Genomic DNA, 23,780 nt, shown 5'->3' on the forward strand with positions numbered 1-23,780 from the left:
AGGCTGCCGCCGACGTCAGGCGGCGATGGACTGTCCGCCACGCGTCAGCGCGGCATCGATGCGTGCGCCATGGGCTGCAAACACGGACCACCAGAGCCACAGCATGATCCAGAGCATCAGCAGCCAGGCGAGCACGACATCCGAGAGGAAGTGCGCGCCGAATGCGATGCGGTTGAGCGAGAAGACGAGCACGACAGGCACGAGCGCAACGATCGCCTTCCAACGCCAAGCCAGGGGCAGGAAGAATGCCAAGCCGAACAAGGCAATCGCCGTCGCCGATTCGCCAGACGCGAACGAACAACTGCGCGAGCACGCGCCGGAAACCTGCCAGGCGGGTGTAAACGGCAGGGTTCCTCCGAACTCGACGATCTCGGAAGGGCGGGCGCGGCCGACCAGCCGTTTCAGCAACTGGATGGCAAGGCCGGGGCCGAGCGCATAGAAAGTCAGGAAAAACAATATTTTATGCGGACGTGGCAGCCATGCGCGCGGCCGGCGCATCTGCCCGGCAAGCATGACTGCGAGGGCGGGCAGGAGCAAAATCGGGATCAGGCGGTTGAAATCACGCAGCAGACGCAGTGCGTGCTCCCGCGACAACGGAAAGTCTGCATTGCCTGCCGCCGCCCAGCGTGACACGGCCAGATCGATGCCGGGAAAAGCCATAAACACGAAGCCCGCAAATATCGTTGCCGAAGCGGCCGTCTGAACCGGGTGTTGGCAGATCTGGGCCTGCAATCGGGCAGGCCATGTCAGGGGATTGGCAACCCGCCGCCAATGGCCGGCAGCTGGTGTTGTGATGGATTGCAGGATGCTGGACATTCCGAACGCTCGCGATGGGAAAACAGAAGGAGGCGAGCGCGAGAATTGCTGGTGACTGTCAAGGATGGGCGGGCAACTGGAGAAGGCTCGGAGCGGAAAACGCATCGGTCTTCCGCGTACGGCGCCAAGCTGTCGGGCAGAGTTTTCCGCCCGCCCATCGTTGCGGACCCGGAGGCGGAGGAGGTGCTACGCGGCACCTTCGCATAGGAGAGGGTGGCGACGGTTCGGATCGCCGCCCGCCGCGGGGAACGGGTTCAAGCGGCGGCGTCGGGCCGCTGTTGCTCTGTCTCCAGGTAAGCCGCAATCTCGGCCTCGGCAACGCATGCGCCATCGACGCGTGCCTCGCCGCGATAGCGCCAGACATTGCGGCGATAGGCCAGCTTCGTCATGTGATACTCGATGACGTCACCCGGGCGAACGGGCTTGCGAAATCGGGCCTTGTCCACCGTCAGCATGTAGATGATCTTTGGCGTCAAACCCACGGCAAGCTTGGCGGCCGCACACATGACACCGGCAGTTTGCGCCATGCCCTCGATGATCAGCGCTCCGGGAAAGACCGGATTGCTAGGGAAGTGCCCCTGGAACTGCGGTTCGTTCATCGAAACGTTCTTGATCCCGATGCCGCTTTCTTCGCCGCGGATCGAAACGAGCCTGTCGATCAGCAGAAAGGGGTAACGATGCGGGATACATTGCAAGATCTTGCCGATATCGGCTGACGTCAGTTCGCTCGTTTCAACAGGCATGAGAATTCCCCTCTTGGGTTGCTTGCGGCCCTGCGCGAGCCATCGTACGGAAAGCGTCAGCGCCGCTTGCTTGGCCGGGATCGCGAAGGCGTTCCGGGACGTTTGTTATGTGGGTCGGTGGAATCTGGGGTGAAGCCGCAAAATCGGCATTCGAGGGCACATACACCGTGCGTTCGACACTCGATCAGACGGTGGCAGGCGGACACTCGACGCGATTTGTCAAGAAATGGCGGAGAAACGAAGAACGCTTGATGCGGAACGGCCGGCGATGGTGTCCAGCGCTGCCCGGATGAATTGCAACCCGAATTTTTTCATCCCATAAGCTCGTTGCCACAACACATGCGCGAGGAGTTTGCAGATGGTCGACAAGGGTCTCATCCTTTTGGTCGAGGACGAGCCGGAGATCGCGCAGATCCTCGATGCCTACCTCGTGCGTGACGGCTTCAGGACGGTACGGGCGGCGGACGGCGAAACCGCGCTCACCCATCATTCCGTGCTTTCGCCTGATCTCGTTCTCCTCGACGTGCGCATCCCGCGGCTCGACGGTTTCGAGGTGCTGGCGCGCATCCGCCGCGAGAGCAACACGCCGACGATCATGGTGACGGCATTGGCCGAGGATCTCGATCGGCTGGCGGGGCTGAGGCTCGGTGCGGACGACTACGTCGTCAAGCCGTTCAACCCGCAGGAGGTCGTGGCCCGCGTCAATGCAGTTCTGCGGCGGACGCGAAACGGCGCCGGCGCCACGGTGCTGCGCTTCGAAAATGTCGAGGTCGATCTCGATGCGCATGCGGCCTTTGTCGAAACCACCGGCAAGCGCCAGTCCCTGCCGCTGACACTCAGCGAGTTTCGTATCCTGGCCCATATGATCCGACGCCCGACGCATGCCTTCGAGCGAGCCGACATTCTCGATGCCTGCCTTCCCGACAGTGACGCGCTGGCGCGAACGGTCGACACCCATGTCGCCAACCTTCGCCGCAAACTCGAGGATCTCGGCGCCTGCGGTTTCTTCTCCGCGGTTCGCGGTGTCGGCTACCGTTTCGTGGAGCCGAGATGAAGATCAGAATATCGCGTCTCCCACTTGGCGTTCTCACCGCCATGCTGCAGGCTGTCCTGCTCGTGGTCAGTGTCTGCATCGTCTATTTCGGCGTGATGTGGATGGAGGCGGACCTCGAGGAGCGGATGCTCAAGATGATGTCGCACGGGGCGGCGCAAGCCTATACCGATATCAATGCCGGCCGGATGCCGACGGAGGAAAACCTTCGCGCGTTTGTCACCAGCGTTCCCGCGATCGAGGAATGGGGCAACAACGAGATCGACCTGTCGATCATTACCTTCGGTGCGATCGCTGCGGCAACCTGCAGCCTGATCGGCTATTGGCTCGCCCGTAAGATCAGCCGTCCTTTGGAACTGCTCGCTCAGGCAACCGAAGACCTGCGTGCCGGCGATTTCGCGGTTCGTGTCGGCTCCGTTGGGAAGGGGGCGAAAGAAGTGGCAACGTTGATCAAGACTTTCGATGAGCTGGCGGCCGAACTCGAAAGCATGGAAAGCCGCCTGCGTTTCAACACGATGGCGGTGGCCCACGAATTGCGCACGCCGTTGACGATCCTGCAAGGCAATCTGCAGGGCATGGCCGATGGCGTCTTTCCGTTGGAGCAGGAGCGCGTGCGGCAGCTGCTCGTCCAGGTGGAGGGGCTATCCGCCCTGGTCGAGGATCTGCGCACCCTTTCGCTTGCCGCAGGCCAAAAGCTCGTCACCCAACGCGGTGCGGTCGATCTGGCGGCCGAGGCGACGCAGGTGCTCGGCGCCTCCCGCACGATCCTCGCATCTGCCGGTCTCTCGCTCGAGATGGCACTTGTCCCAGCTGTGGTGTCCGGCGATTCCCAGCGCCTGCGGCAGGCGTTGCTTGCGCTCGTTGAAAACGCCTGTCGCTATGCGTCATCAGGCGGCGTGCTTCGGTGCGAAACCGGCGCGCGTGGCGCGGACGAAGCCTTCATCCGGGTGCTTGATCGCGGGCCGGGGCTTCCGGACGATGTATCGACCCACTCGATCGACCTGTTCTGGCGCGGGGACGCGTCCCGTTCGCGGGCAACCGGCGGAACGGGGCTTGGCCTCTCCGTCGTGCAGGCGATTGCCAAGGCCCATGGCGGCCGACTGGAATTCGCAGCGCGCCCCGGCGGCGGAGCGATGATCACCATCATGCTGCCGCGCGAAAGCGCCGCCTGAGCGCCATCGTTATCGTCTTGAAGGCCTGATCGGAGCCGTTCGGCGTTCGGTGAAGGCCGCACGCCGGCTCTGTCCATTCGGGCGGATCGCTCCGCCAACAGACGCTCGATTCCGGATCACTTCTCCGCATTCCCTTGACAAACAGAATGCAAACCCAGCGGTGCCGGATATCCCGGCGATGCTTGGACAAGCATTTGCTTTCAAGGAATTACGCCATGTCCCTGGAAGGTCGTTTGCCGCAATACAGCGCTCGATCGGACTTGCCATCGCTGCCCAACGGCGGTGGTGAGAGAGTTGAAACCCAGCCGGCATCTGTCGGTTTCGTCGCCGCTGCCAACATGCCGGAGCGTGGCCGGTCGGGCCGTCAGATCCTGTGGCAGGTTCTCAAGCTTGGCGGGCGGCTGACCTTGAAGCGCGCGGTCGTGTTCTCGATGCGGCTCGCCCGACATCCGGTATTGACGACGCGCTGGCTCGCCTTTCTCAGCGCGTTCGGCGACCGCTACAAATTGGGTCTTCCGCACGACGATCTTATTCGCAAGTCGGTACCGACATTTCTGTTGCACGGAGCTCGCTCAAGCCAACGGCTTGAACTGCTGATGAACCATTTCGATGTCGCGAGCGAAGTCCTGTCACGCCGGTCGCTGATGGCGCTTTGGCGCGGTACGTCGATGGAGATGGGAACGGTCGCCGGGCGCGGTGAAAATTACCGTGTCCAGTTGCTGTTGGCCGACCATTGCGGTGGGCGCCACGAGGGCGCCTTTGCGATCAGGCTTAGCCGCCAAAGCGATCGTTATGCGCTTTGCACGGTCAGTTTCGCCTTCGTGCGTTGCGATGATGACGCCTATAGCCTCGTGATCGGCGGCATGCAGGGGCCGCGTGGAGGCGACGGAAAACGGGCGCTGATTACCGCGACCCGCGATCTCGGGGGCTTGCGGCCAAAGGATGCGGTTCTGCTCACGCTGCAGGGGCTCGCCTCCGAGGGCAACGCAACGCACCTCTATGCCGTCTCCAACGACAGGCACGTGATCAACCGCCGACGGCGCAAACGTCGGCGGATGATGGTGGCCGATCTCGATGCCTATTGGGCGGACAGGGGCGGCGAACCGTCCGATCCCTTCGGTTTCAGCCTGCCGATCGGCGAGGGCACGTCTGCGCGGGATGGAAACAGGCGCGACCAGAGCAAACGCGCGTTTCGCGACATTGGCGCGTGGTTTTACTGAGCGCCGGCTGCGCTTTTCGGATCTTTGCGAGGTCGATACTGAGACCGCTGCCGCCAAGATCAAACGCACGGATGCCCTCATGGGGTGTATCATCGCGGCGCTACACTAATCCGCCCGTCGCAAGTTATGCTGCTGATGATTCGAGACTGCAACTGGAGGTAACGCGTGACAAGAGCCGCGACCAAAAAGAACAAGCCGCACACAGGCGGATGCATTTGCGGAGCAATTCGGTTCGAGGCGAAAGGGCCGGCCGGAAAGCCGCACACCTGCTCGTGCAAACTGTGCCAAAAGCATTCCGGCGCGCTGACCGTCGCCTGGGTCGAATTCCCAAGCGACGCCGTGGCTTGGACCGGGCCCGGGGGAGCGCCCGCAACCTATCGCTCCTCCGATTACTCCAGCCGGGCCTTCTGCGGCACCTGCGGCAGCACGCTCGGCGCGATCGACGATGCGCCCGTCGTCGCGTTGATGCTCGGGTGCTTCGACAAGACCAACGCCGCCGATCTCATCCCGGTCTCGCACAGCTACCGTGGCGGACGCCCGAAATGGTGGCATGTCGAATGCGTCAGACCGGCGGCTGAATAGACTGCGGCAGCGCCGCCTTCTTCGGCTGTAGCCTTAGATGAGGTTCACCACGACCGAGCCGATTGCCACTGCGCCGAAGGCAATCAGGACCAGGCCCGAAAGGCGTGAGACCCACGTGACGAAACTGTCGGGCAGGCGTGTTCGGGCAAGGGTAATCCCGCCGCTTAAAAGCATCCACCAGGCGAGCGAGCCGAGGAAGACGCCGGCAACGACGACGGTGGCGTTTGCAAGTCCACCGGCTTTCGCCAGACCAAGGACCGCAAAGAACGCGGCAAAGGACAGGATCGTCAGCGGATTGGCGATCGTTAGCAGGAAGGTCGCTGCGGTCGTCTGGATGAGATCGCGCGCTCCGACCTTGGCCGCGGCTGCGACCGGGCTCGGTTGCAGCCCGCGCCAGCCGAGCCAGATCATGAAGGCGCCACCGGCAAGGCTGAGCGGCGTCGACACCGTGGCGAGAAGGGTCGCGAATGCGGCAAAGCCGGCGGCTGCCAGCAGCGCGTAGCTGGCATCGGCAAGTGCCGTTCCCAAGCCACCGGCGACACCGGCCCAGAAGCCGCGTTCGAGCGTGCGGTTGATGCACAGGACGCCAATCGGGCCGAGGGGAGCGGCAATGGCGAGGCCGAGCAGCAGACCTTTTGCGAACAACAATGCAGACATCGCTCAGCGCTCCGGGCCGGTGAACTGGGTTTCTCTGACGGTCGAAAGGGCAATCACGGTCTCGCTGCGAGCGAGAAACCGGCGACGCTTGAGTTCGGCCAGGAAAGGCTCGATATCGCCAAGCGACGGCATGCGAACTTTGACGCAATAGGACCAGGCGCCGGTGACGTGGTGACATTCCGTAACGGAAGGGTGGCCGGCCATGAAGGCGCGAAACGCTTCCTCATCCGCATCCGGGGACAGCCCGACCCAGACGAAGGCGAGCACGTCAAGCCCGAGCGCGCGATGGTCGGCGTCGATCGTGAAACGGCGGATCACTCCGCTTGCGACGAGCCGGCGGATGCGTTCGTTGACCGAGGAGGGCGACAACTCCACCGCAGCACCGATATCGGTCAGCGACCTGCGAGAGTCCTGCGCGAGAATTCCAATGATTTTTCTGTCAATCTCATCCATCGCCAATGAATACGTGGAAAGTATTCGCATGTACAGAAAAATCGATGGGCATTATGCCGTGCAGCCGAAGATTCAGCGATGTGCCATTCAACCGATATCCTTGAGCGCGTCGAGCGGTCCGGTCAGCGCGGTGCGCGGCTGGACGAGCTCTGGACTGATCAGGTGAATACGCGGCTGTGGCCGCCCCTCCTCGATCACCTCGAATGCCTTGGTGATCATGCCTTCGACATCCTGGCGGATCATGATGACGGGGAAGGGCAGGAACGAGGCGAAGGGGTCGTAGTCGTAGCAGCCGACGGTGAGGTCTGCGAAGTTTTCATGCGGGTGGCCAGCCATGAAGCGCAACAGGCCCTCGAAGTTGATCGAGGAGTTGATGAAGACGCCGCGCGGCAGCTTGCCGTGCTTTTCGTAGAAGGCTTCGAAAGCGAGCCTTGCATTGTTGGGCGCGTAGCCGGTCGGCTGGATGCAGCCGTCCGGGTCTTCGCCCAGAAGCTCGCGCTTCACCGCACGGAACCCGCGGATACGCTCGCGGCTTGCGTGGTCGTCGCGACCGCCGAAGAGGTAGAGTTCATCCGGGCGGAGCGGCTGATCCGCGGGGAAGTGTCGGATGATCGCCTCCGTCAGCATCCGGCCGCCTTGGTAGTTGTCGCTGATGACGGACGGAACCTTGGTGCCGGGCAGGTCGATGTTGATGTGCTTCAGGCCGACGGTCTCGCAGACCTCGTGCACGCCGTCCGGGTCGGTCGCGCCGCAGATGAACAGCTCATCGATCGAGTATGAGATCAGCGTTTCGGCCGTCTTTCTTTCCTCTTCCGGGTCACGGCTGGCGCTGACGACGATTGGGCATTGACCCTTGCTTCTGACATGCGCTTCGAAGGTCTGCGCCATCGAGGAGAAGTAGCGATTGTCATGGACCGGCAACAGCAGGCCGATGAGGCCGGAGCGGGAGCTGCGCAATCCGCGGGCCTGACGGTTGGCGGTATATTGGTGGGTCTCCGCCAGATCCCGGATCAGGGCCGCGGTGCTCTCCTTGATCCGCCGCTTCTGCCAGGTGCCGTTCAAAACCGCACTCACGGTTGAAGGCGAGCTGCCTGACAGCACCGATAAGTCGTAGATGGTCGCCTTCTTCTTGCTCGTCTTCGTCATCGTTGGCCTCCCTCATCGTCTTAGTGCCGATTTCCCCTTGACGAAAGATTAAGTCTGCACAATAGTCTTTGCACCATCGATTGTGCAAACAAGAAATATCGATTGTGCAAATTGATGGGTCGTCTGAGGAGGCGGCGATCAGGGAGGCGGGAATTCGTTCCCAGCCAGTTGCGATTTGAAACTGGAGGCCGGCGCTTCTGCAGCCGGGCGTGTTCCCTATGGGGAACGAGTGGAGGAGAGACATGATCAAGAAAATTCTGGTCGCTGCCCTAGCGACATCGCTTTCGCTTGCCGGTGCGGCTGCCGCATTCGCTCAGGATGCCGGAAAGGTCGGCGTCGTGGTCAAGATCGGCGGCATTCCGTGGTTCAACGCCATGGAGGCAGGCATCAAGGAACGGGGCCAAAAGCTCGGCATCGACGCCTTCATGGTCGGCCCGACGAGCGCCGATCCGGCGCTGCAGGTGCGTGCCATCGAGGATCTGATCGCCCAGGGCGTCAAGGTCATCGGCGTCGTGCCCAATGATGCCAAGGTTTTGGAGCCGGTTCTGACCAAGGCCAAGGAAAAGGGCATCATCGTCATCACCCATGAATCGCCGAGCCAGAAGGGCGCCGATTGGGACTTCGAGCTTGCGTCATCGACCGGCTTCGGCGAAGCGCACGGCAAGCTGCTTGCCGAAAAAATGGGCGGCAAGGGCGAATATGCCGTGTTCGTCGGCTCGCTGACCGTGCCGCTGCACAACGCCTGGGCTGATGCTGCCATCGCCTATATCAAGAAGAACCATCCTGACATGACGCTGGTCGGCGAACGCTACGGGGTCGCCGAAGACGTCGACAAGAGCCGGTCGACAGCGCTCGACCTGATCTCCGCCCACCCCAACCTCAAGGGTTTCCTCGCGTTCGGCAGCCAGGGACCGATCGGGGCAGGTCGTGCCGTCGAAGAGCGCCGCAAGGTTGGCGAGATCTTTGTGCTCGGCCCGTTCTCGCCGGGGCAGGGCCAGAAGCTCGTCAAGTCGGACGCGATCTCCGGCGGCTTCATGTGGAATCCGAAACAGGCAGGCGAGGTGTTCGTGACGCTTGCCGACAAACTGATGAAGGGTGAAGAGGTGAAGGACGGCGACGAGATCGAAGGTCTCGGCAAGGTCAAGCCGGACTTTGAAAACCGCAACATCATCGTTGATCAGCTCGTGCCGATCAACAAGGACACGGTCGCCGATCTCGCGGCGATGGGGCTCTGATCTGCCGCAGCGGCCCGCACGCCTCAGACGCGCCACCGCCGCTGCCGCATTTTGAATAGTTGCATGCCCTATCCCCGGATCGACGCGATCCCGGGCGGCATGCACCGGGTTCTCCCGGCTGCTGGGCCGGCTTCGGCCGGCCTGGCACGTCCTTCAAAAACGGTCCTTAGGACACACGTTCATGCAACAGCTTGCGATCACAGGAGGCAGCGAAAAGCCGCTTCTGTCCCTGCACGACATCAACATGACCTTCGGTGGCGTCAAGGCGCTCAAGAATGTGAGCTTCGACGTCCGCCCGGGTGAGGTGCACTGCCTCGCCGGTGAGAACGGTTGTGGCAAGAGCACCCTGATCAAGATCATCACCGGCGTTTACCGTCCCGCCGATGGCGCCTCGATCGAGTATGACGGCGAGACCTATTCCCACATGTCGCCGGTGACCGCCCAGGATCGCGGCATCCAGGTCATCTGGCAGGATCTGGCGCTTTTCCCCGAAATGAGCGTGGCGGAAAACATCGCCTTCCAGACCGTCCTCGGCCGCTGGCCGAAGCTGGTCGACTATGGCCGCATGCGCAAGATTGCGACGGACGCGCTTAAGCGTCTCGGCATCACGCTCGACGTCGACCTGCCTCTCAAGGAATACGCCATTGCCCAGCGCCAGATCGTGGCGATTGCCCGCGCGCTCGTCGGCGAAGCGAAGCTCGTCTTCATGGACGAGCCGACCGCATCGCTGACGCAATCGGAAACCGACCATCTGCTCGACATCGTGCGCGGTCTTTCGGCCGCAGGCGTCGCCGTCGTCTTCGTCAGCCACCGCCTGGCGGAAGTGCTGGAAATTTCCAGCCGTATCACCGTGTTGCGCGATGGCGCGCTGGTCGGCGTTTATCCCGCAGCCGGCATGACGCAATCGCGCATCACCGAACTGATGACCGGCAAGACTTTTGACCAGCAGGTCCGCGCAAAATCGCGCGACGATCAACCTGTTGTCCTTGAGGTAAAGGGGCTGAGCCGACCCGGCCAGTTCGACGATATTTCACTCACCGTCCGACGCGGCGAGACGCTCGGGATTACCGGCCTTCTCGGGGCCGGCCGGACCGAGCTTGCGCAAACGCTCTTCGGCATGCTGCAGCCGGCCGCCGGCACGATCACGCTCGAGGGCAAGCCGGTGCATTTTTCCTCCAACCGCGATGCGATCAAGGCGGGCGTCGCCTATCTCTCGGAGGATCGCCTGTCGCTTGGCCTCATCCAGCCGCAGTCGATCGCCGACAATCTCGTCATCAGTTCGCTCGGCAAGATCGTTTCCGGCGGCTTTCTGTCGGACGAGCGCAAGCGTAAGCTCGTCGCCGGCTGGATTGCCGATCTCGGCGTCAAGATCGGCCTGCAGGGCGATGCGATCTCGACGCTGTCAGGCGGCAACCAGCAGCGCATCGCCATTGCCAAATGGCTGGCGACCGACCCGAAGCTGTTGATCCTCGACGCCCCCACTGTCGGTGTCGATGTCGGCGCGCGTGCCGGCATCTTCGACATCGTCGCCAAGCTCGCCGAGACGGGCCTTGCGATCATCCTGATTTCCGACGAGGTGCCGGAAGTCTATTTCAACGCCGACCGCGTCCTGCATATGGCGCAGGGCCGCATCGTCGGCAGCTACGATCCCCGCAGCGTTCCGCTCGCCGAAATCGAGGGAGCGGTCTATGCATAGTTTCGCCCGCACCCATGCGACCGAGGTCGCGCTCCTCGCCGTCATTGCCGTCATCTGCACGGTTCTGTCGTTCGCGACCGCCAACTTCTTCTCGATCGGCAACGCCTTCGATCTGTTGAACACCAGTTCGGTCAACATCATCTTCGCCGTCGGCCTGCTGGTCGTGCTGATTGCCGGCGGCATCGACATCTCCTTCGCCGTCGCCGCCTCGGTCGTGCAGTATGGCACGGCGATCGCGCTCGGCTGGATCGGCGGCGGTGGCTGGATCTCCGGCCTCGTCATTGCCGGATCGATCGGCATCTGCCTCGGCGCGGTAAATGCGCTCCTGATCCATCGCTTCCGCATCATTTCGATCGTCGCGACGATATCGACCTTCAACATCTACTTCGGGCTGCTGATGTTCTTCACCAAGGGCGTGTCGATCTACGACCTGCCGGAATGGCTGACCGATCGTGTCGTTCTGTTCGAACATGAAATGGCAGACGGCAGCTGGATCGAGATCACGCTTCCGGTGCTGGTCATGGTGCTGTGCGTCATCGCCACCTGGGTGCTGATCACCCGCACGACCACCGGACGGCAACTCTATGCCTTCGGCGATAATCCGGAAGGCGCACGCCGCTTCGGCATCAACATCGGCGCCATGCAGTTCATCGCCTTCGGCTGGCTCGGCCTTATGGCCGGGATCGGCGGGCTGGTGCAGGCGCACTACGCGCAGGAAGTGGTGCCGAACGCACTTTATGGGCGCGAACTCGACGTGCTGGCCGCCGTCGTTCTCGGTGGCGCAAGACTCGGCGGTGGCAAGGGCTCGGTGCTCGGCTGCGTGCTCGGCGTGCTCCTGATCGCGATCACCCAGAACGGCCTGAACCTGATGGGCGTTTCCCCCTTCGCCTTCAAGATGATCGTTGGCGCCATCATCCTGATCGCCATCACCCTTTCCAACACCAGCATCGAACGGCTTCTGCCCTTCGCCACCCAGAAAGGTGCACGCCGATGACAGGTTTTTCGGAACGCCTGAAGGCATGGTTCGGCCCCGAAATGGCGGGTCCCGGCCTGGCGCTGGTCGCCGTGATCCTGGTGTTCGGTCTCGTCTCGCCGCAGTTCCTGAGCGCTGCGACCTTCGGTTCGGTCGCGTTTCAGCTTCCCGAACTCGGGCTACTGACGCTGGCGATGCTGCTGCCGATCCTGACCGGTGGCCTGAACCTTGCCGTCACCTTCACCGCCAATATTGCCGGGCTGACGCTTGCCTGGGTGCTGCAGGCGAATGGCGGTGCGGATGCCGGCGCCGGTGCCTTTGCACTCGGCTGCATCCTTGCCATCATGGTCGGTGCCGCAAGCGGCGTGGTCATGGGCCTGGTTATCGCCTTCACCCGCGCGCACCCGATCCTCGTCTCGCTATCGATGATGATCTTCCTGCGCGGCCTCGGCGAGTTTTTAACGCGCGGCGGCGATGTCTCCGGCTTTCCCGCCTTCATCGGGCCGCTCGGCCATGGCTCGATCGCGGGCATACCGGTGCCGCTGATCGTCTTCATCATCTGCGTGCTCGCCTGGCATCTGCTTTTGACCCGCACCAAGCTCGGCTTCAACACCTACATGATCGGCTCCAATCTCGAGGCGACGCGCTATTCCGGTATCAATACGCGCAAGGTGATCGTGCTCGTCTACACGCTCTCGGGCGCAATGTGCGCCATTGCCGGCATCATCATGCTGGCTCGGTTCAACTCGGTGCGCATCGGTCACGGCGAGTCCTATCTGCTGATCACGGTGCTTGCCTGCTTCCTCGGCGGTGTCAATCCGTTCGGCGGCTTCGGCCGGGTGATCCCGGTGTTCGTGGCGCTCGTCGTGCTGCAGCTGCTGTCGTCGGGGCTCAACCTGATCGGTGCCAATCAACATCTCGCGACCGCCGTCTGGGGCTTGCTTCTCGTCGGCGTCATGGTGCTGCGGTTTGCCGCCTCCAAATTCAAGATTTCATTTGTCAGAAAAGGAACGTGATCATGCAGGGTTTTGGCGTCCATACGAGCATGTGGACCATGAATTGGGATCGGCCCGGCGCCGAGCGGGCCGTCGCGGCGGCGGTCAAGTACAAGGTGGATTTCATAGAGATCCCCATGCTTAATCCGCCGGCGGTCGACACCGCCCACACCAAGGCGCTTCTGGAGAAGAACAAGCTGCGCGCGGTCTGCTCGCTCGGCCTTCCCGAGCGCGCCTGGGCTTCCGTCCGGCCCGATGCGGCGATCGAGCACCTCAAGGTCGCGATCGACAAGACGGCCGACCTCGGCGGCGAAGCGCTGTCCGGCGTCATCTATGGCGGCATCGGCGAGCGCACCGGCGTACCTCCGACCGAGGCCGAATACGACAACATCGCCCGCGTGCTGCAGGCGGCGGCAAAACATGCGAAGTCGCGTGGTATCGAACTCGGCGTCGAGGCAGTCAACCGCTATGAAAACCATCTCATCAACACTGGCTGGCAGGCCGTCGACATGATCAAGCGCGTCGGCGCCGACAATGTCTTCGTGCATCTCGACACCTACCACATGAACATCGAAGAAAAGGGCATCGGCACCGGCATCCTCGATGCGCGCGAGCACATCAAATACATCCACCTCTCCGAGAGTGATCGCGGCACGCCCGGCTACGGCAACTGCGCCTGGGACGAGATCTTCGCGACACTTGCAGCGATCGGCTTCAAGGGCGGTCTTGCGATGGAAAGCTTCATCAACATGCCGCCGGAAGTCGCCTATGGCCTCGCCGTCTGGCGACCCGTCGCCAAGGACGAGGAGGAAGTGATGGGCAACGGCCTACCGTTCCTGCGCAACAAGGCCAAACAATACGGCCTGATCTAGAAGGCAGGCCAGTCTTTGGCGGTTCGGAAGGTGAGGGAGGTGCGGCGTCATGCCAACGTCATCACGCGACGATGAAGGCACGATCGCGGTGCTCGATGTCGGCAAGACCAACGTCAAGCTCAATGCCGTCACGGCCGATGGCGCCGTGCTCGAGACCCTCAGCATCGCCAACCCGGTGCTGCCAGGCCCGCCCTGGTCTCATCATGATCTCGGCGCTATCGGCGAGTGGGTCTTTTCCGGCCTCGCACAGCTCGCCCGGCGCCACCGGCTTTCGACCTTCGTCGCCTCCGGGCATGGTTCCGGCGGCGTGCTGGTCGGGGCCGATCCGGAGCAAGGCGACGGCGCGGCGCTGCCGATGATCGACTACGAACAGGCGCCGCCCGAGGCCATCCGGGCGGGCTATGCTCCGCTCTCCGGTTCATTCTTCGACCGCGGCAGCGCGACGATGCACGCCGCGACCCATCAGGCCCGACAACTCTTCTGGATGCAGGAGTGTGAACCGCAAGCTTTTGCCCGGGCGCAGTGGTATCTCGGTCTGCCCCAATACTGGGCGTGGCGTCTCTCCGGCGTCGTGGCATCCGAAGCGAGCCTGCTCGGCGCGCAGTCCCATCTCTGGAACGTGGCGGAGCGGCATTTCGCCCCGATCGTCGATCAGCGCGGCTGGGGCCGGCTGATGCCGCCCTTTGCCGATGCCTGGCAGGATCTCGGGCCGGTGCGGGTGGAATTGGCACGCCGTCATGGCTTGCCGCAGGATCTTCGTATCCTTACCGGCGCGCACGACAGCAGCCTCAATCACTACCGCTACCATGCTGCGGGACTGCGCGATTTCACCGTCATTTCCACCGGCACCTGGATTGTCGGCTTCTGCGGGCAGACTCCCCTCGACCGGCTCGACGAAGACAGGGGCATGACGCTCAACAGCGATGTTTTCGGCAAGCCGCTCGGCGGCGTGCTGACCATGGGCGGGCGTGAATTCTCGCATGTTGCGGGTCACGGGCAGCCGGGCGGACCTGTGCCTGAACAAATCGTTCGGCAACTGATCGCGTTGGAGACCATGGCGCTGCCATCCTTCGGTGACGATAACGGTCTGTTTCCCGGCAGCGCCGGTCAAGGACATATCACCGGGCCCAAGCCGGAGACGCCGATGGAGCGCAAGGCGCTGGCCCTCTTCTATTGTGCGCTGTTGACGGCCGAATGCGTCGAGGCGCTGGGGGCGGGACCGCTCGTCGTTCTCGACGGCAGCTTCCTGCGCGACCCGCTTTATGCCCGCCTTGTCGCAGCCTTGTTGCCGGGCCGGCAGGTCCGGTTCAATCTCGATACCTACGGCGTCGCCTCAGGGGCCGCTCTGCTTGCCGGTCAACGCACGCGGAAACGGCCGGCACCGCTTTCCCTGGCCGAAGCCAAAGATGTCCCGCCCCTCACGACCGCAATTTCCAACTACGCAGCAGAATGGCGCGCCAGCGCGCGCCGGCAAGCCGAACCTGTTTTTCAATGACACTTCGAAAGGAAACTCCGATGAGCCAGCCCGATATTCTCTCCCTCCGCCGCGAGATGGTGGACATTTGCCGCCGAATGAATTCAAGCGGCATCAACCAGGGGACGGCCGGTAATCTTTCGGTACGCACCCCCGACGGCTTCCTCGTCACGCCGTCCTCGCTTGCCTATGACACGATGCAGCCGGACGATCTGGTCGAAATGGATTTCCAAGGCAACTACACCGGTCCGCGACCGTCATCCGAGTGGCGCTTTCACCGCGACATCCTGCGCGAGCGCACGGATATCAACGTGGTTCTTCATTGCCATTCGATCTATGCGACCACGCTGGCCTGCCACCACAGGACCATTCCGAGCTTCCACTACATGACGGGCATTGCCGGCGGGACGACGATCCGCTGTGCCGAATATGCGACCTTCGGCACCCAGGCGCTTTCCAACAATGCGCTCGTGGCGCTCAAGGATCGCACCGCCTGCCTGCTCGGTCAGCACGGGCAGATCTCGCTCGGCAAGACGCTGGAATCGGCGCTGTGGATGGCGATCGAGATCGAGACCCTTTCGCGCATGTACGTGCAGGCGCTGACGCTCGGTGAACCGCCGGTTCTGCCGGATGACGAGATGGAGCGGGTGATCGCACAGATGCGCCGCATGAGTTACGGCCAGGCGCCGGACGACGAGGGCGTCAACGACATCGCACGCCCACGTGTCGCCAGCTAGAGCTTCCCGCTTTCATGTGAAATCGATGAAGGCGGATGAGCTGCCCTAGGATCTCCGAGGGCAGCTGCGAACTGGTCTCGCTCAGGCAGGGCACGACGCCCGAGGGCAACCGTCAGAGGCGGACGTCGTTTCGCAGCAAGTCGGCTTGTCTCGGCGCCGGTGCGGCGCTATCAGCAAACGGCGTCGCAATCATGAGCCGAAGAGACGAACGATCCATGGCGAGCCCCGACACATCCCCCCTTGACCAGGTGAGCAAATTCCCCGGCTCGATCGTCGTCATGGGCGTCTCCGGCTGCGGCAAGACCTCCGTCGGCGAGGCGGTGGCGCGGGCTTTTGGTTATGCCTTCATCGAGGGCGATGGCCTGCATCCGCAAACCAATATCGCCAAGATGTCGGCCGGCGTCCCGCTCACCGATGAGGACCGATGGCCCTGGCTTGGCGAGATCGGCCGGCAGCTTTCCGCAAGTGCCGAGCCACTCGTTGTTTCCTGTTCCGCGTTGAAGCGGAGCTATCGCGCCTTGTTGCGCGAGCGTGCCGGTGGCGATCTGATCTTTGTCTATCTTCAAGGCAGCCGTGATGTCCTCGCCGGCCGGATGCAGCACCGCGAAGGACATTTCATGCCGGCGTCGCTGCTCGATACGCAGTTGGCGACGCTGGAAGAGCCGATCGGCGAGCCCCGAACCGTCGTCGTCGATGTCGATCAATCCGCGGCCGATGTGATCAAGGCAACGCTTGCAGCACTCCGTGATCCGGGTTTGTCGAGCTAGGCGGCGTTGCTGGATGCCGGCTGCGGCGCGCGTTAGGGCGCTTTTGCCATTGCGGCCCTGATCGCCGACAGTTGCTGGGTCAGCCCCGGCCGCGATGCCGGAAAGACGCCGTCGAGTGCAGCGGTGCCGACCGTAAAGCCGGCAGCCTCGCTGTCGAGAACGGCCTGGATGCGGGCGGCTCTGTCGATCGATCCGGCGACGATCACCGGTTTGTTCACGGCGGCGCAAACGGTTTTGATCAGCGCCGGCACATCTGTTTGAGAGCGATAGGCAAGCAGGTCCAGCCCGTGGACGCCATCGTGGTTTGCCAGATCGATGGCGCTGGCTGTGATGTCGCAGATCGAGCCTTCCAAGGTGCTTGGATGCCCGGTGATCCCGCCGGCGAAGGGATAATATTTGATGCCCGTTCCTGCAAGCAGCGGAAGCACGTCGGCAACACGGGTACCACCCAACAGATAATCGACGCCCAATTTGACCGCTGCCCGGACGGAGACGATTTCGCTGTCGCCATCAAACGACACCACTTCGAGGTAACTGCGCGCGCCATTGTCCCGGATCGTCCGGTTGAGGGCGGAAAGCTCGGCGAGAGGCAGCCCGATATCCTTGAAGCCGATATCTCGCACGCCTGCGGCAAGCGCCGTGCGCACGTGAACGGCAGCGTCCGCCACAGTGCGATCATTGCGCGTCAGCATGAAGATGAAGTCCGGTTCGGACATGTTATTACTCCTGTGCGTGCGCCGCGTCTGCAAGGCGGAGGGCATAGTCGATTGCGGTTTTGAGGCTTGCCGGGTCTGCGATGCCGCGCCCGGCAATGTCGAACGCGGTTCCATGGTCGGGGCTGGTGCGGACGAATGGGAGACCGAGCGTAATATTCACGCCTTTCTCCAGCCCCAGGTACTTCACGGGGATAAGCCCCTGATCGTGGTATTGCGCCACCACCACGTCGAAACGGCCGTGTCGCGCCTGCATGAAAACGGTATCGCCCGGCCATGGGCCGCTGGCATCGATGCCTTCTCGCCGCGCCGCTTCGATCGCCGGTGCGATGATGGCCATCTCCTCATCGCCGAACAGGCCACCTTCTCCGGCATGCGGGTTGAGGCCCGCGACCGCGATCCGCGGCGCTTCTATGCCGAGCGCGCGACCACCTGCATTTGCGAGCCGGATGGCCGATAGCTCGGCATCGAAATCCACACGCCGTATCGCTTCCAGCAGAGAGCAATGGATAGTGACGAGAACCGTTCGAATATCCTCGTTGGCCAGCATCATCGCGACACGCGACGCTCCGGCCCGCTCCGAGAGGATTTCCGTATGCCCGGGATGGCAGACGCCGGCGGCGGCAAGGGCCTCCTTGTGGATCGGCGCCGTGACGATGCCAGCCACTGCACCCGCAAGGGCAAGATCAATTGCCGTCGTGATCGCGTCAAAGCCGGCCTTGCCGCTGGCCGGATCGACGGTCCCGGCCGGTGGCAGAACGTCGAGTGAAGACGATGCGATCAGGTTTACGGATCCGTCCGCCAATCGGGATGCTTTGGTGTTCCGGATCGTATGGACGCGGACCGCGGCGTCGATCTGCGCGAAGGCATGCTGGACGACGAGCGGGTCGCCGATGACGACGCATCGTCGACGAATCTGCCTGTCGAGCATTGCCTTGGCAACGATTTCCGGGCCGATGCCTGCAGGGTCGCCCATGGTGATGGCGATCGGGCGCTCTGGGTCAATCATGGGTGCTGTGTCCGTTCTGTGCCGAAACAAGGTGCCGTGCCGCGTTCAAGAGTGTCGTTGGTGTGCCAAAGCCTCCGGCCTTCAAGGCGATGACGAGCGGTTGCCCCGTTTCGCGCGTGGCGTATCCCATGGGAAATCCGGGTTCGAGTTCCCCGATCAGAGCGAAGCTTTTGACAGACAGCCGCTGCAGAAGAGCGTCCATGGTCTCGCCGCCAGTCGCAATGACCGCGCCGAAGCGGTGTTGTTGGAGCACCGCATAGGCCTCATCGACAAGCGTAGAAAGCACATTCCTGGCATCCGCCTCGCGTGACGCCGGCGCTCTGAGGCAGGCGATCTGCGTTTCACCGGTTATGTCGGAGGCTCGTGTGGCGATGGCGTCGCCAGCGGCGTGAAGCGCAGGCGTTTGCCCGCGGCTGACCCTGTTGGCGCTGCCGACGACGACAAGAACGCGTCGAACCGAAGGCATCGGCGTTGCGGGTGCGGTGGATGCGGCGGCCGCCGTCAGGACGGCGAGCGCCTGGGCCATGCCGGGTGAGCCGACCCACAGCGCCGGCCCCATCTGCGCAAGACATGCCACTCTCCCGTTCAGCTTTTCCTGGCTGTCCGCATCGACAATGACGATACGGTTGCTGGAGGCAACCTTGCGAACCTCCGCGTCGCTCATCTCCACTGTGACGAGGGCAGGGACGCCTAGGCTCGGGTCGACGAGGTCGCGGATGTTGGAGGTGCGTGTGGGATGAGCCGGATCCTGCGCGTAGATAGTGTCGGCAACAGGCCTTCCATCAAGCCACTGGATGGCGTTGATCGTCGTGCGCCCTGCGGCCGGAAAGGCCGGTGCGATCACCAGGCGCTGCCTTCGGCTCGCGTGGAAGGCCGCCAGGATCTCCGCCCTGATATGGCCGCGCAAGGTCGAGTCCATGGTCTTGTAGAGGGTACGATCTCTGGCGAATGCCGAGACGGCCGCTCTCGTTGCGCCGGCCGCGTTGGTCACCGACATGCCGCGGCTGCCGGTATCGACCGACAAGATGGCCGTTTCGACGGTCGCCAGAGTTCGGCGATGGATGCAGGGTCGGTGGCCCCGTTCCAGGAAGGGGCCAGCCCCGTCCGCCGCACTTGTAAGGTCGTCGGCAATGATGCCGATGCGATCGAATATGTCACCAAAGTTTTCCATGCGGCGAAAATACCGCCCGGATAAGTCGATAAAAAGCGATATGATCTGACTTGTATTGGTGATAGATCATCACCAATGAAACGCTCGGATATTCCCTCTCTTGACGACCTGCGCGCCTTCGAAGTCGTGGCGAGGCTGGGCTCGGTGCGCGCGGCCGCCATAGAGCTGAACCTCACCCACGGCGCCGTCAGTCGCCGTGTGTCCAAGCTTGCCGGTGACATCGGTCTTGAGCTTCTCGAACCTCACGGCCGAGGTTTGCGCCTGACCGCAGATGGCGAGAAGCTGGCCCAGGCAACGACCAGAGCGTTGGCCGTCGTTTCCACGACCCTTGATGAACTGCGCAGTGCAGCGTCGGCGCAGCCGGTTCTGGTCTCCTGCGAACGATCGCTGGCGATGCGCTGGTTGATCCCGCGGCTGGCCGAGTTTCAGGACCGGTATCCGGACGTCGATCTGCACCTCGCTGTGGGAGGCGGAGCATTCGACTTCACCCGTGACCGCGTGACCCTGGCCATCCGGCGGCTGGATTTTGCCATCGACTCGCGGTGCGCGATCACGACCCTGGCGAGGGAGGAGATGGGCCCCGTAATGCAGGCAGGCATGGTCGAGCGGTTTTGGGCCGGTGATTATGTCGCATTGGCGTCAAAGACGAGGCCCGATGCCTGGGATAACTGGGAGCGGGCAAACCCGGGCGCGCCGAAGCCGCGCGCCACGCGCCACATGGATCATCATTTCCTCATGGCTGAAGCCGCTGCCGCTGGCCTCGGTGTGGCCATGTGCCCAAGGATCATCGCTTTGGACGACATTCGCAACCAACGGCTGGTCGCCCCGATGGGGTTCACTCCCGACGGCTCCGAATATGGTCTCATCCAATCGGCGCTGAAACCCGAGACGCCGCATGCATCGCTGTTCAAGACCTGGCTGCGGACGCAGGTCACATAGGCAAAGCACCTGCTTGGGAAAGCTCACGGACGTCGCGGCCAACGCTGGAGCGTGCTTCTGAACGGACCGCGATCTAAAGAATGCGGCCGAACAACGAGCCGTAGGCGATGATGGCGATCGCAAGCGTGAATCCGGCACCCACGAAAATGGGGCTGAAATCGTAATCCTGGAAACGGGCAGGAAGTAGGCTTCTCATGACGAACTCCAATTTCACTCTGCTTGCGACGGCCGCCAGCCAGGGCTGACAGCACGCTGCGATGACGAGACGGTCTCAAAGGAACCCGCTGGCAGAGGCTTTGGCTCGTTCAAGAATTCGATCAGGCAGATCGAATCTATCTCCAACCTAATCTCGATGCGGCCCGTTCTTCTGCGAAGAAGGCCGAAAAAATTCTTTGGCTGGAAAGTTTTTCTATTCTGCGCGCCGGTTTTTGAGAAGTAAATGCGCAGATAAGATAAATCTCTCTTGGTGAGAACATTTAACGGTTAATCACGAAACCGGCATGAAGTATTAACAAATCGTAGCCGTATGGGGCAGACATATTTCCTGTGCCCGAACTTGTTCTCTATTTGATCGAGCCGCGGTTTCCGTTGGTGTTCGGTGGTGGCCGCAGCAGAACTGCCTCGCATCCAACGACGAAAGCGCCAGCGGGTGCCAGGACGGGCAGGAATTCTTCCAATGGGCTGTGACGCTTTCCGGCGCTTTCGTCGCTGCGCCAGATGGTCTATCCGGTGCGCTGTATGAACCGCGATAGGCAGCAGGTGGGGGCCGAGGCGTGATTGCAACGCCTGCGTTCTCGATGTGCCATGGGAACGCGGGTGGTCGGACGTGGCGGTATCCCAGCCAGACCGGCCCTGGCGTTGTCGTGTTCGTGCCGGCCAAATCCTGTCGGACGATGACCGCAACCGGTCAAAGCAGGGCAGCCGCCGGCACGTTTTGCAGCTTGTTGAAAATTGCCGTCGTCACCGAGCCACCCAAGGGCCGGTGGTCGTCATCCAAGGTATTGAGCACTGCCGTGGAAGGGCCGGCGGGTGCCTTGCCGGGATCGGTACCCATCAACGACTTCACCAATGATGCGCCAAACCGAGGCCCGAGAGATGTCGCCCAGGTGTCGTAAGCAGAGGCTGTCTCTGCATGTCGCGCCACGCCGTTTCTTTCGGCAATAAGCAGGCCGCGCCGAATGTGAAGCAATCGCCCATATTGGCGCGGCAGCACAAAGGGGGCAATCCATCTGCGAACCTTGAACTTGAGGCCTCTTTCGACGCGCCATAACTCGATGAAGAGGCTTTGAAAGTCCTTTTGGTTTTCTCCAAGCCACGCGCGCAGGTTCGTGGCGAAGCTCGCCCTGCTCCATTCCTTCACGCACACGTTCATGTGAAGCATGCCGCCGCTCTTGAGGTGCTTGCTCAGCGCGCTGAAGAACCGGATCAAGATCTGCTCCCCGGACTCCAGCGCGTTGCGCGGCAGGAGTTCCATGCCGACGGGCGCATTGAAAACGATCCGATCGAAGGTCGCTCCCTCCACGGCAGAGAAAAGATCGGACTCCAGGACTTCGACATTGTCGACACCGTTCAGCGCCATGTTGAAGCGTGCGAGCATGAGCGCCCGCGGGTTCATGTCCAGCGCCACGACCCTCCTGCAATAGGTAGACATCGCCAGGGCGATGACGCCGCAGCCACATCCCATGTCCAGACCACTTTCGGCGGGTTCCCTCACGAGCAGATTGGAGAGGGTTGGCCCCTCCCACATCGGATCGACGTAGGCGTTTCGCTCTTCCGTTTTGCGCACCACGCGCATGGACTGGCGCAGGTCCGAAAAGACGAGGTGTGGGCCGATAAGTTGCGCCTGGAATCGTGGGCGTAAGAGGTCCTCTGTCTGTTCGGCAATGCCGAAGCGCAGGAGGTCATCGACCGCCGCCGGTTCAAGGTCGCGCTCGATCGCCCGGCGAGACTGCGGATCTCCATTCAGAAACGCTCTCACTGGGCCTTTCTCGTCTGCGAGCGCGGTCTTCAAGGCTTGACCCAGGTGCGCAATCGCGACGCGATCCTCCGGTTTCGATGTGACAGCAGGCAGCCCCATTTTGTCCCTCTTCCACTCGACTGGTGCAGACGAGAAAGTCTAAGTGGCGGCTTCATCGTCCGTCGATCTGCAAAAATGGCGTACATGAAGGAGCAAAGGGAGTAGCGATACCTCTGGTGGCCTGTTTTCGATCGAGGCGCCGCTGGCGGTCCGACGACCATTGACCGGATGCGCAATGGCGATCCGGCTCCGCCGCTTGCGATAGCGTCCGGCATCAGGTCTGTCCCTCGGGGCGAACGTCGAAATGTTATCCCCTATCCTTCACGGGTTTGCGAATTTGCCTGAATCAACTAATGCTCCGGTATGGCAGGACGATTTTTCAGCAAGCGATTCGGCGCACGGAGCGAGCGTTCTGCAGCCGCTGTCTGGCTGCGAGGCACGGTCGCGTTTGCGGCTGTGTTCGCTGCGGGCGCCCTGGTTTCCGGCTGCGCGACGCATAACGATGTCGGCACGCCGACGAATGCGGTCATCGTTCCCGCAGAGAATGCGCTGATCCTGCCGCCGCCGGGCGGTCCGGCGGTCCTCAACGTGGTCGAGCGTCGAAAGACCAACGCGATCGAGCAGGATATTTACCTTTTCACCTCGGCTTCGACGCCTGGGCAGAACGTCCTGCGCGCACAGTTCTTCGGTCCGATGGAGGCCAGGTTCGACCAGCAGAGGACGAGCGGCTACGTGGCGGTCAGAAGCTCCGAGATGATGCGGCAGGCGCGGCGTGCGCTCCCCGGGGTGTCGTTGGCGCAGTCGTCGGATTTTCTGCAGAACAACTACGGGCCGTTCGGCTATGCTTATGGCCGTGGCCGTGGCGATGACGCCTGCATTTTCGCCTGGCAGCAGATCCGTGGCGCAGAGAACCATCGCTCGCCGCTCCGGGGCTACGGCACCATTCAGATCCGCTTTCGCTATTGCGCTGCCGGTGCGAGCGAGAACGAGCTTCTGGCGCCCGTCTACGGATACACGATTACCGGTACGTTCGGCGATCCCGCCTGGAATCCTTACGGCGCGCCGCCGCCGCTGGAGGCGGGCATTGGCAGGGTTGGAAACCCGATCTACCGCAGGGAGCCGGCGCCCGCCGACATTCGACCGGTAAGCGTGATGACGGCACCCGCGCCGGTCAGGCGTGCGGTCCGCGTTGAGCAACCGGTGCGTCAGCAGCCAGTTGCCGTGCCGGCGACGGCGAATTCTGTCCCGTTACCTGAGCCAGGTGGAGTGGCAAAGGCTGGAGCGACTGTCATTGTTCCCCCGCCCGCTTGCGATGCGCCGGCGGGAGGCAATTGCCCTTAAT

24 protein-coding genes are annotated in these 23,780 nt (G+C 62.6%); 14 read left to right on the top strand and 10 right to left on the bottom strand.

All coding sequences use genetic code 11. The features are described from left to right. Positions 1-15: 15 nt before the first annotated feature. Positions 16-816 (bottom strand): phosphatase PAP2 family protein, encoded by an 801-nt coding sequence (locus AC07UR_RS22220; RefSeq protein WP_209790105.1) that lies wholly within the window; start codon positions 814-816, stop codon positions 16-18. 254 nt (positions 817-1,070) lie between these two features. Beyond that, positions 1,071-1,559 (bottom strand): 3-hydroxyacyl-ACP dehydratase FabZ, encoded by a 489-nt coding sequence (gene fabZ, locus AC07UR_RS22225; protein WP_209790104.1) that lies wholly within the window; start codon positions 1,557-1,559, stop codon positions 1,071-1,073. Positions 1,560-1,917: 358 nt separating this feature from the next. Here fabZ and AC07UR_RS22230 point away from each other — a divergent pair, with 358 nt between their 5' ends. From AC07UR_RS22230 to AC07UR_RS22245, 4 genes are all read left to right on the top strand, one after another. Beyond that, positions 1,918-2,613: a response regulator gene (locus tag AC07UR_RS22230; RefSeq protein WP_173423182.1), complete on the top strand. Its 696-nt coding sequence runs from the start codon at positions 1,918-1,920 to the stop codon at positions 2,611-2,613. Next, positions 2,610-3,782, top strand: coding sequence for an ATP-binding protein (locus AC07UR_RS22235; protein ID WP_234941770.1), 1,173 nt, complete (start codon positions 2,610-2,612; stop codon positions 3,780-3,782). The genes AC07UR_RS22230 and AC07UR_RS22235 overlap by 4 nt, the downstream gene beginning before the upstream one ends. Before the next feature lie 215 nt (positions 3,783-3,997). Further along, the gene (locus AC07UR_RS22240; RefSeq protein WP_173423181.1) at positions 3,998-5,002 is read left to right on the top strand and encodes a DUF535 family protein; all 1,005 of its coding nucleotides are present in this window, start codon (positions 3,998-4,000) and stop codon (positions 5,000-5,002) included. A 165-nt stretch (positions 5,003-5,167) separates the two neighbouring features. Continuing rightward, positions 5,168-5,584 (top strand): GFA family protein, encoded by a 417-nt coding sequence (locus tag AC07UR_RS22245; RefSeq protein ID WP_209790103.1) that lies wholly within the window; start codon positions 5,168-5,170, stop codon positions 5,582-5,584. Positions 5,585-5,617: 33 nt separating this feature from the next. On the opposite strand, the gene AC07UR_RS22250 is transcribed toward AC07UR_RS22245, so the two are convergent. The 3 genes from AC07UR_RS22250 to AC07UR_RS22260 form a co-directional block, all read right to left on the bottom strand. Then, positions 5,618-6,241 carry a LysE family translocator gene (locus AC07UR_RS22250; RefSeq protein ID WP_209790102.1) on the bottom strand — a complete coding sequence of 208 codons (624 nt, stop codon included), beginning with the start codon at positions 6,239-6,241 and terminating at the stop codon, positions 5,618-5,620. 3 nt (positions 6,242-6,244) lie between these two features. Beyond that, positions 6,245-6,694 (bottom strand): Lrp/AsnC family transcriptional regulator, encoded by a 450-nt coding sequence (locus AC07UR_RS22255; RefSeq protein ID WP_209790101.1) that lies wholly within the window; start codon positions 6,692-6,694, stop codon positions 6,245-6,247. 87 nt (positions 6,695-6,781) lie between these two features. Continuing rightward, positions 6,782-7,840 (bottom strand): LacI family DNA-binding transcriptional regulator, encoded by a 1,059-nt coding sequence (locus AC07UR_RS22260; protein WP_173423177.1) that lies wholly within the window; start codon positions 7,838-7,840, stop codon positions 6,782-6,784. A gap of 242 nt (positions 7,841-8,082) precedes the next feature. On the opposite strand from AC07UR_RS22260, the gene AC07UR_RS22265 reads away from it, so the two are divergent. From AC07UR_RS22265 to AC07UR_RS22300, 8 genes are all read left to right on the top strand, one after another. Next, complete coding sequence (locus tag AC07UR_RS22265; RefSeq protein ID WP_209790100.1) at positions 8,083-9,075, top strand: autoinducer 2 ABC transporter substrate-binding protein; 993 nt, start codon at positions 8,083-8,085, stop codon at positions 9,073-9,075. 181 nt (positions 9,076-9,256) lie between these two features. Next, complete coding sequence (locus tag AC07UR_RS22270; protein WP_209790099.1) at positions 9,257-10,771, top strand: sugar ABC transporter ATP-binding protein; 1,515 nt, start codon at positions 9,257-9,259, stop codon at positions 10,769-10,771. Further along, positions 10,764-11,765 (top strand): ABC transporter permease, encoded by a 1,002-nt coding sequence (locus AC07UR_RS22275; RefSeq protein WP_173423174.1) that lies wholly within the window; start codon positions 10,764-10,766, stop codon positions 11,763-11,765. Before AC07UR_RS22270 ends, AC07UR_RS22275 begins: the two co-directional genes overlap by 8 nt. Beyond that, on the top strand, positions 11,762-12,760 hold the full coding sequence (locus tag AC07UR_RS22280) for an ABC transporter permease (RefSeq protein ID WP_209790098.1): 999 nt from the start codon (positions 11,762-11,764) through the stop codon (positions 12,758-12,760). Before AC07UR_RS22275 ends, AC07UR_RS22280 begins: the two co-directional genes overlap by 4 nt. Positions 12,761-12,762: 2 nt before the next feature. Further along, entirely contained in the window at positions 12,763-13,611 is an 849-nt protein-coding gene (locus AC07UR_RS22285; RefSeq protein WP_209790097.1) for a sugar phosphate isomerase/epimerase family protein, read from the top strand. 49 nt (positions 13,612-13,660) lie between these two features. Further along, positions 13,661-15,106, top strand: coding sequence for an FGGY-family carbohydrate kinase (locus AC07UR_RS22290; protein ID WP_209790096.1), 1,446 nt, complete (start codon positions 13,661-13,663; stop codon positions 15,104-15,106). A 20-nt stretch (positions 15,107-15,126) separates the two neighbouring features. Continuing rightward, positions 15,127-15,822, top strand: coding sequence for a class II aldolase/adducin family protein (locus AC07UR_RS22295; protein ID WP_176355482.1), 696 nt, complete (start codon positions 15,127-15,129; stop codon positions 15,820-15,822). A gap of 215 nt (positions 15,823-16,037) precedes the next feature. Beyond that, positions 16,038-16,589, top strand: a complete 552-nt coding sequence (locus AC07UR_RS22300; protein WP_209790285.1) for a gluconokinase — start codon at positions 16,038-16,040, stop codon at positions 16,587-16,589. Positions 16,590-16,621: 32 nt separating this feature from the next. On the opposite strand, the gene AC07UR_RS22305 is transcribed toward AC07UR_RS22300, so the two are convergent. From AC07UR_RS22305 to AC07UR_RS22315, 3 genes are read right to left on the bottom strand one after another with little or no spacing between them, the layout of a single operon-like run. After that, on the bottom strand, positions 16,622-17,305 hold the full coding sequence (locus tag AC07UR_RS22305; RefSeq protein WP_173423169.1) for a beta/alpha barrel domain-containing protein: 684 nt from the start codon (positions 17,303-17,305) through the stop codon (positions 16,622-16,624). Between the two features lie 4 nt (positions 17,306-17,309). Further along, on the bottom strand, positions 17,310-18,311 hold the full coding sequence (pdxA, locus tag AC07UR_RS22310; RefSeq protein WP_209790095.1) for a 4-hydroxythreonine-4-phosphate dehydrogenase PdxA: 1,002 nt from the start codon (positions 18,309-18,311) through the stop codon (positions 17,310-17,312). After that, on the bottom strand, positions 18,304-19,482 hold the full coding sequence (locus tag AC07UR_RS22315) for a four-carbon acid sugar kinase family protein (protein WP_209790094.1): 1,179 nt from the start codon (positions 19,480-19,482) through the stop codon (positions 18,304-18,306). The genes pdxA and AC07UR_RS22315 overlap by 8 nt, the downstream gene beginning before the upstream one ends. Positions 19,483-19,557: 75 nt before the next feature. Between AC07UR_RS22315 and AC07UR_RS22320 the strand changes: the two genes are divergently transcribed. Then, a complete protein-coding gene (locus tag AC07UR_RS22320) occupies positions 19,558-20,421 on the top strand; it encodes a LysR family transcriptional regulator (protein WP_209790093.1) in 864 nt (287 codons plus the stop codon). Positions 20,422-20,494: 73 nt separating this feature from the next. Here AC07UR_RS22320 and AC07UR_RS22325 read toward each other — a convergent pair whose 3' ends face one another. Both AC07UR_RS22325 and AC07UR_RS22330 read right to left on the bottom strand, forming a co-directional pair. Then, positions 20,495-20,617, bottom strand: coding sequence for a hypothetical protein (locus AC07UR_RS22325; protein WP_268833724.1), 123 nt, complete (start codon positions 20,615-20,617; stop codon positions 20,495-20,497). Positions 20,618-21,328: 711 nt separating this feature from the next. Continuing rightward, on the bottom strand, positions 21,329-22,498 hold the full coding sequence (locus AC07UR_RS22330; RefSeq protein ID WP_209790092.1) for a methyltransferase: 1,170 nt from the start codon (positions 22,496-22,498) through the stop codon (positions 21,329-21,331). 303 nt (positions 22,499-22,801) lie between these two features. On the opposite strand from AC07UR_RS22330, the gene bcsN reads away from it, so the two are divergent. Further along, positions 22,802-23,779 carry a cellulose biosynthesis protein BcsN gene (gene bcsN / locus AC07UR_RS22335; RefSeq protein ID WP_173423164.1) on the top strand — a complete coding sequence of 326 codons (978 nt, stop codon included), beginning with the start codon at positions 22,802-22,804 and terminating at the stop codon, positions 23,777-23,779. Position 23,780: the final 1 nt, after the last annotated feature.

This window comes from Ensifer sp. GW821-FHT05G01, from assembly GCF_059419585.1.

What these genes read in the sequence shown, in the direction of transcription:
- pdxA (WP_209790095.1), bottom strand. Translation starts at nt 18,311, where the DNA reads ATGATTGACCCAGAGCGCCCGATCGCCATCACCATGGGCGACCCTGCA.
- AC07UR_RS22315 (WP_209790094.1), bottom strand. Translation starts at nt 19,482, where the DNA reads ATGGAAAACTTTGGTGACATATTCGATCGCATCGGCATCATTGCCGAC.
- AC07UR_RS22320 (WP_209790093.1), top strand. Translation starts at nt 19,558, where the DNA reads ATGAAACGCTCGGATATTCCCTCTCTTGACGACCTGCGCGCCTTCGAA.
- AC07UR_RS22285 (WP_209790097.1), top strand. Translation starts at nt 12,763, where the DNA reads ATGCAGGGTTTTGGCGTCCATACGAGCATGTGGACCATGAATTGGGAT.
- AC07UR_RS22280 (WP_209790098.1), top strand. Translation starts at nt 11,762, where the DNA reads ATGACAGGTTTTTCGGAACGCCTGAAGGCATGGTTCGGCCCCGAAATG.
- AC07UR_RS22220 (WP_209790105.1), bottom strand. Translation starts at nt 816, where the DNA reads ATGTCCAGCATCCTGCAATCCATCACAACACCAGCTGCCGGCCATTGG.
- AC07UR_RS22260 (WP_173423177.1), bottom strand. Translation starts at nt 7,840, where the DNA reads ATGACGAAGACGAGCAAGAAGAAGGCGACCATCTACGACTTATCGGTG.
- AC07UR_RS22275 (WP_173423174.1), top strand. Translation starts at nt 10,764, where the DNA reads ATGCATAGTTTCGCCCGCACCCATGCGACCGAGGTCGCGCTCCTCGCC.
- AC07UR_RS22325 (WP_268833724.1), bottom strand. Translation starts at nt 20,617, where the DNA reads ATGAGAAGCCTACTTCCTGCCCGTTTCCAGGATTACGATTTCAGCCCC.
- bcsN (WP_173423164.1), top strand. Translation starts at nt 22,802, where the DNA reads ATGGCAGGACGATTTTTCAGCAAGCGATTCGGCGCACGGAGCGAGCGT.
- AC07UR_RS22265 (WP_209790100.1), top strand. Translation starts at nt 8,083, where the DNA reads ATGATCAAGAAAATTCTGGTCGCTGCCCTAGCGACATCGCTTTCGCTT.
- AC07UR_RS22330 (WP_209790092.1), bottom strand. Translation starts at nt 22,498, where the DNA reads ATGGGGCTGCCTGCTGTCACATCGAAACCGGAGGATCGCGTCGCGATT.
- fabZ (WP_209790104.1), bottom strand. Translation starts at nt 1,559, where the DNA reads ATGCCTGTTGAAACGAGCGAACTGACGTCAGCCGATATCGGCAAGATC.
- AC07UR_RS22270 (WP_209790099.1), top strand. Translation starts at nt 9,257, where the DNA reads ATGCAACAGCTTGCGATCACAGGAGGCAGCGAAAAGCCGCTTCTGTCC.
- AC07UR_RS22250 (WP_209790102.1), bottom strand. Translation starts at nt 6,241, where the DNA reads ATGTCTGCATTGTTGTTCGCAAAAGGTCTGCTGCTCGGCCTCGCCATT.
- AC07UR_RS22290 (WP_209790096.1), top strand. Translation starts at nt 13,661, where the DNA reads ATGCCAACGTCATCACGCGACGATGAAGGCACGATCGCGGTGCTCGAT.
- AC07UR_RS22235 (WP_234941770.1), top strand. Translation starts at nt 2,610, where the DNA reads ATGAAGATCAGAATATCGCGTCTCCCACTTGGCGTTCTCACCGCCATG.
- AC07UR_RS22230 (WP_173423182.1), top strand. Translation starts at nt 1,918, where the DNA reads ATGGTCGACAAGGGTCTCATCCTTTTGGTCGAGGACGAGCCGGAGATC.
- AC07UR_RS22305 (WP_173423169.1), bottom strand. Translation starts at nt 17,305, where the DNA reads ATGTCCGAACCGGACTTCATCTTCATGCTGACGCGCAATGATCGCACT.
- AC07UR_RS22240 (WP_173423181.1), top strand. Translation starts at nt 3,998, where the DNA reads ATGTCCCTGGAAGGTCGTTTGCCGCAATACAGCGCTCGATCGGACTTG.
- AC07UR_RS22255 (WP_209790101.1), bottom strand. Translation starts at nt 6,694, where the DNA reads ATGGATGAGATTGACAGAAAAATCATTGGAATTCTCGCGCAGGACTCT.
- AC07UR_RS22295 (WP_176355482.1), top strand. Translation starts at nt 15,127, where the DNA reads ATGAGCCAGCCCGATATTCTCTCCCTCCGCCGCGAGATGGTGGACATT.
- AC07UR_RS22300 (WP_209790285.1), top strand. Translation starts at nt 16,038, where the DNA reads ATGGCGAGCCCCGACACATCCCCCCTTGACCAGGTGAGCAAATTCCCC.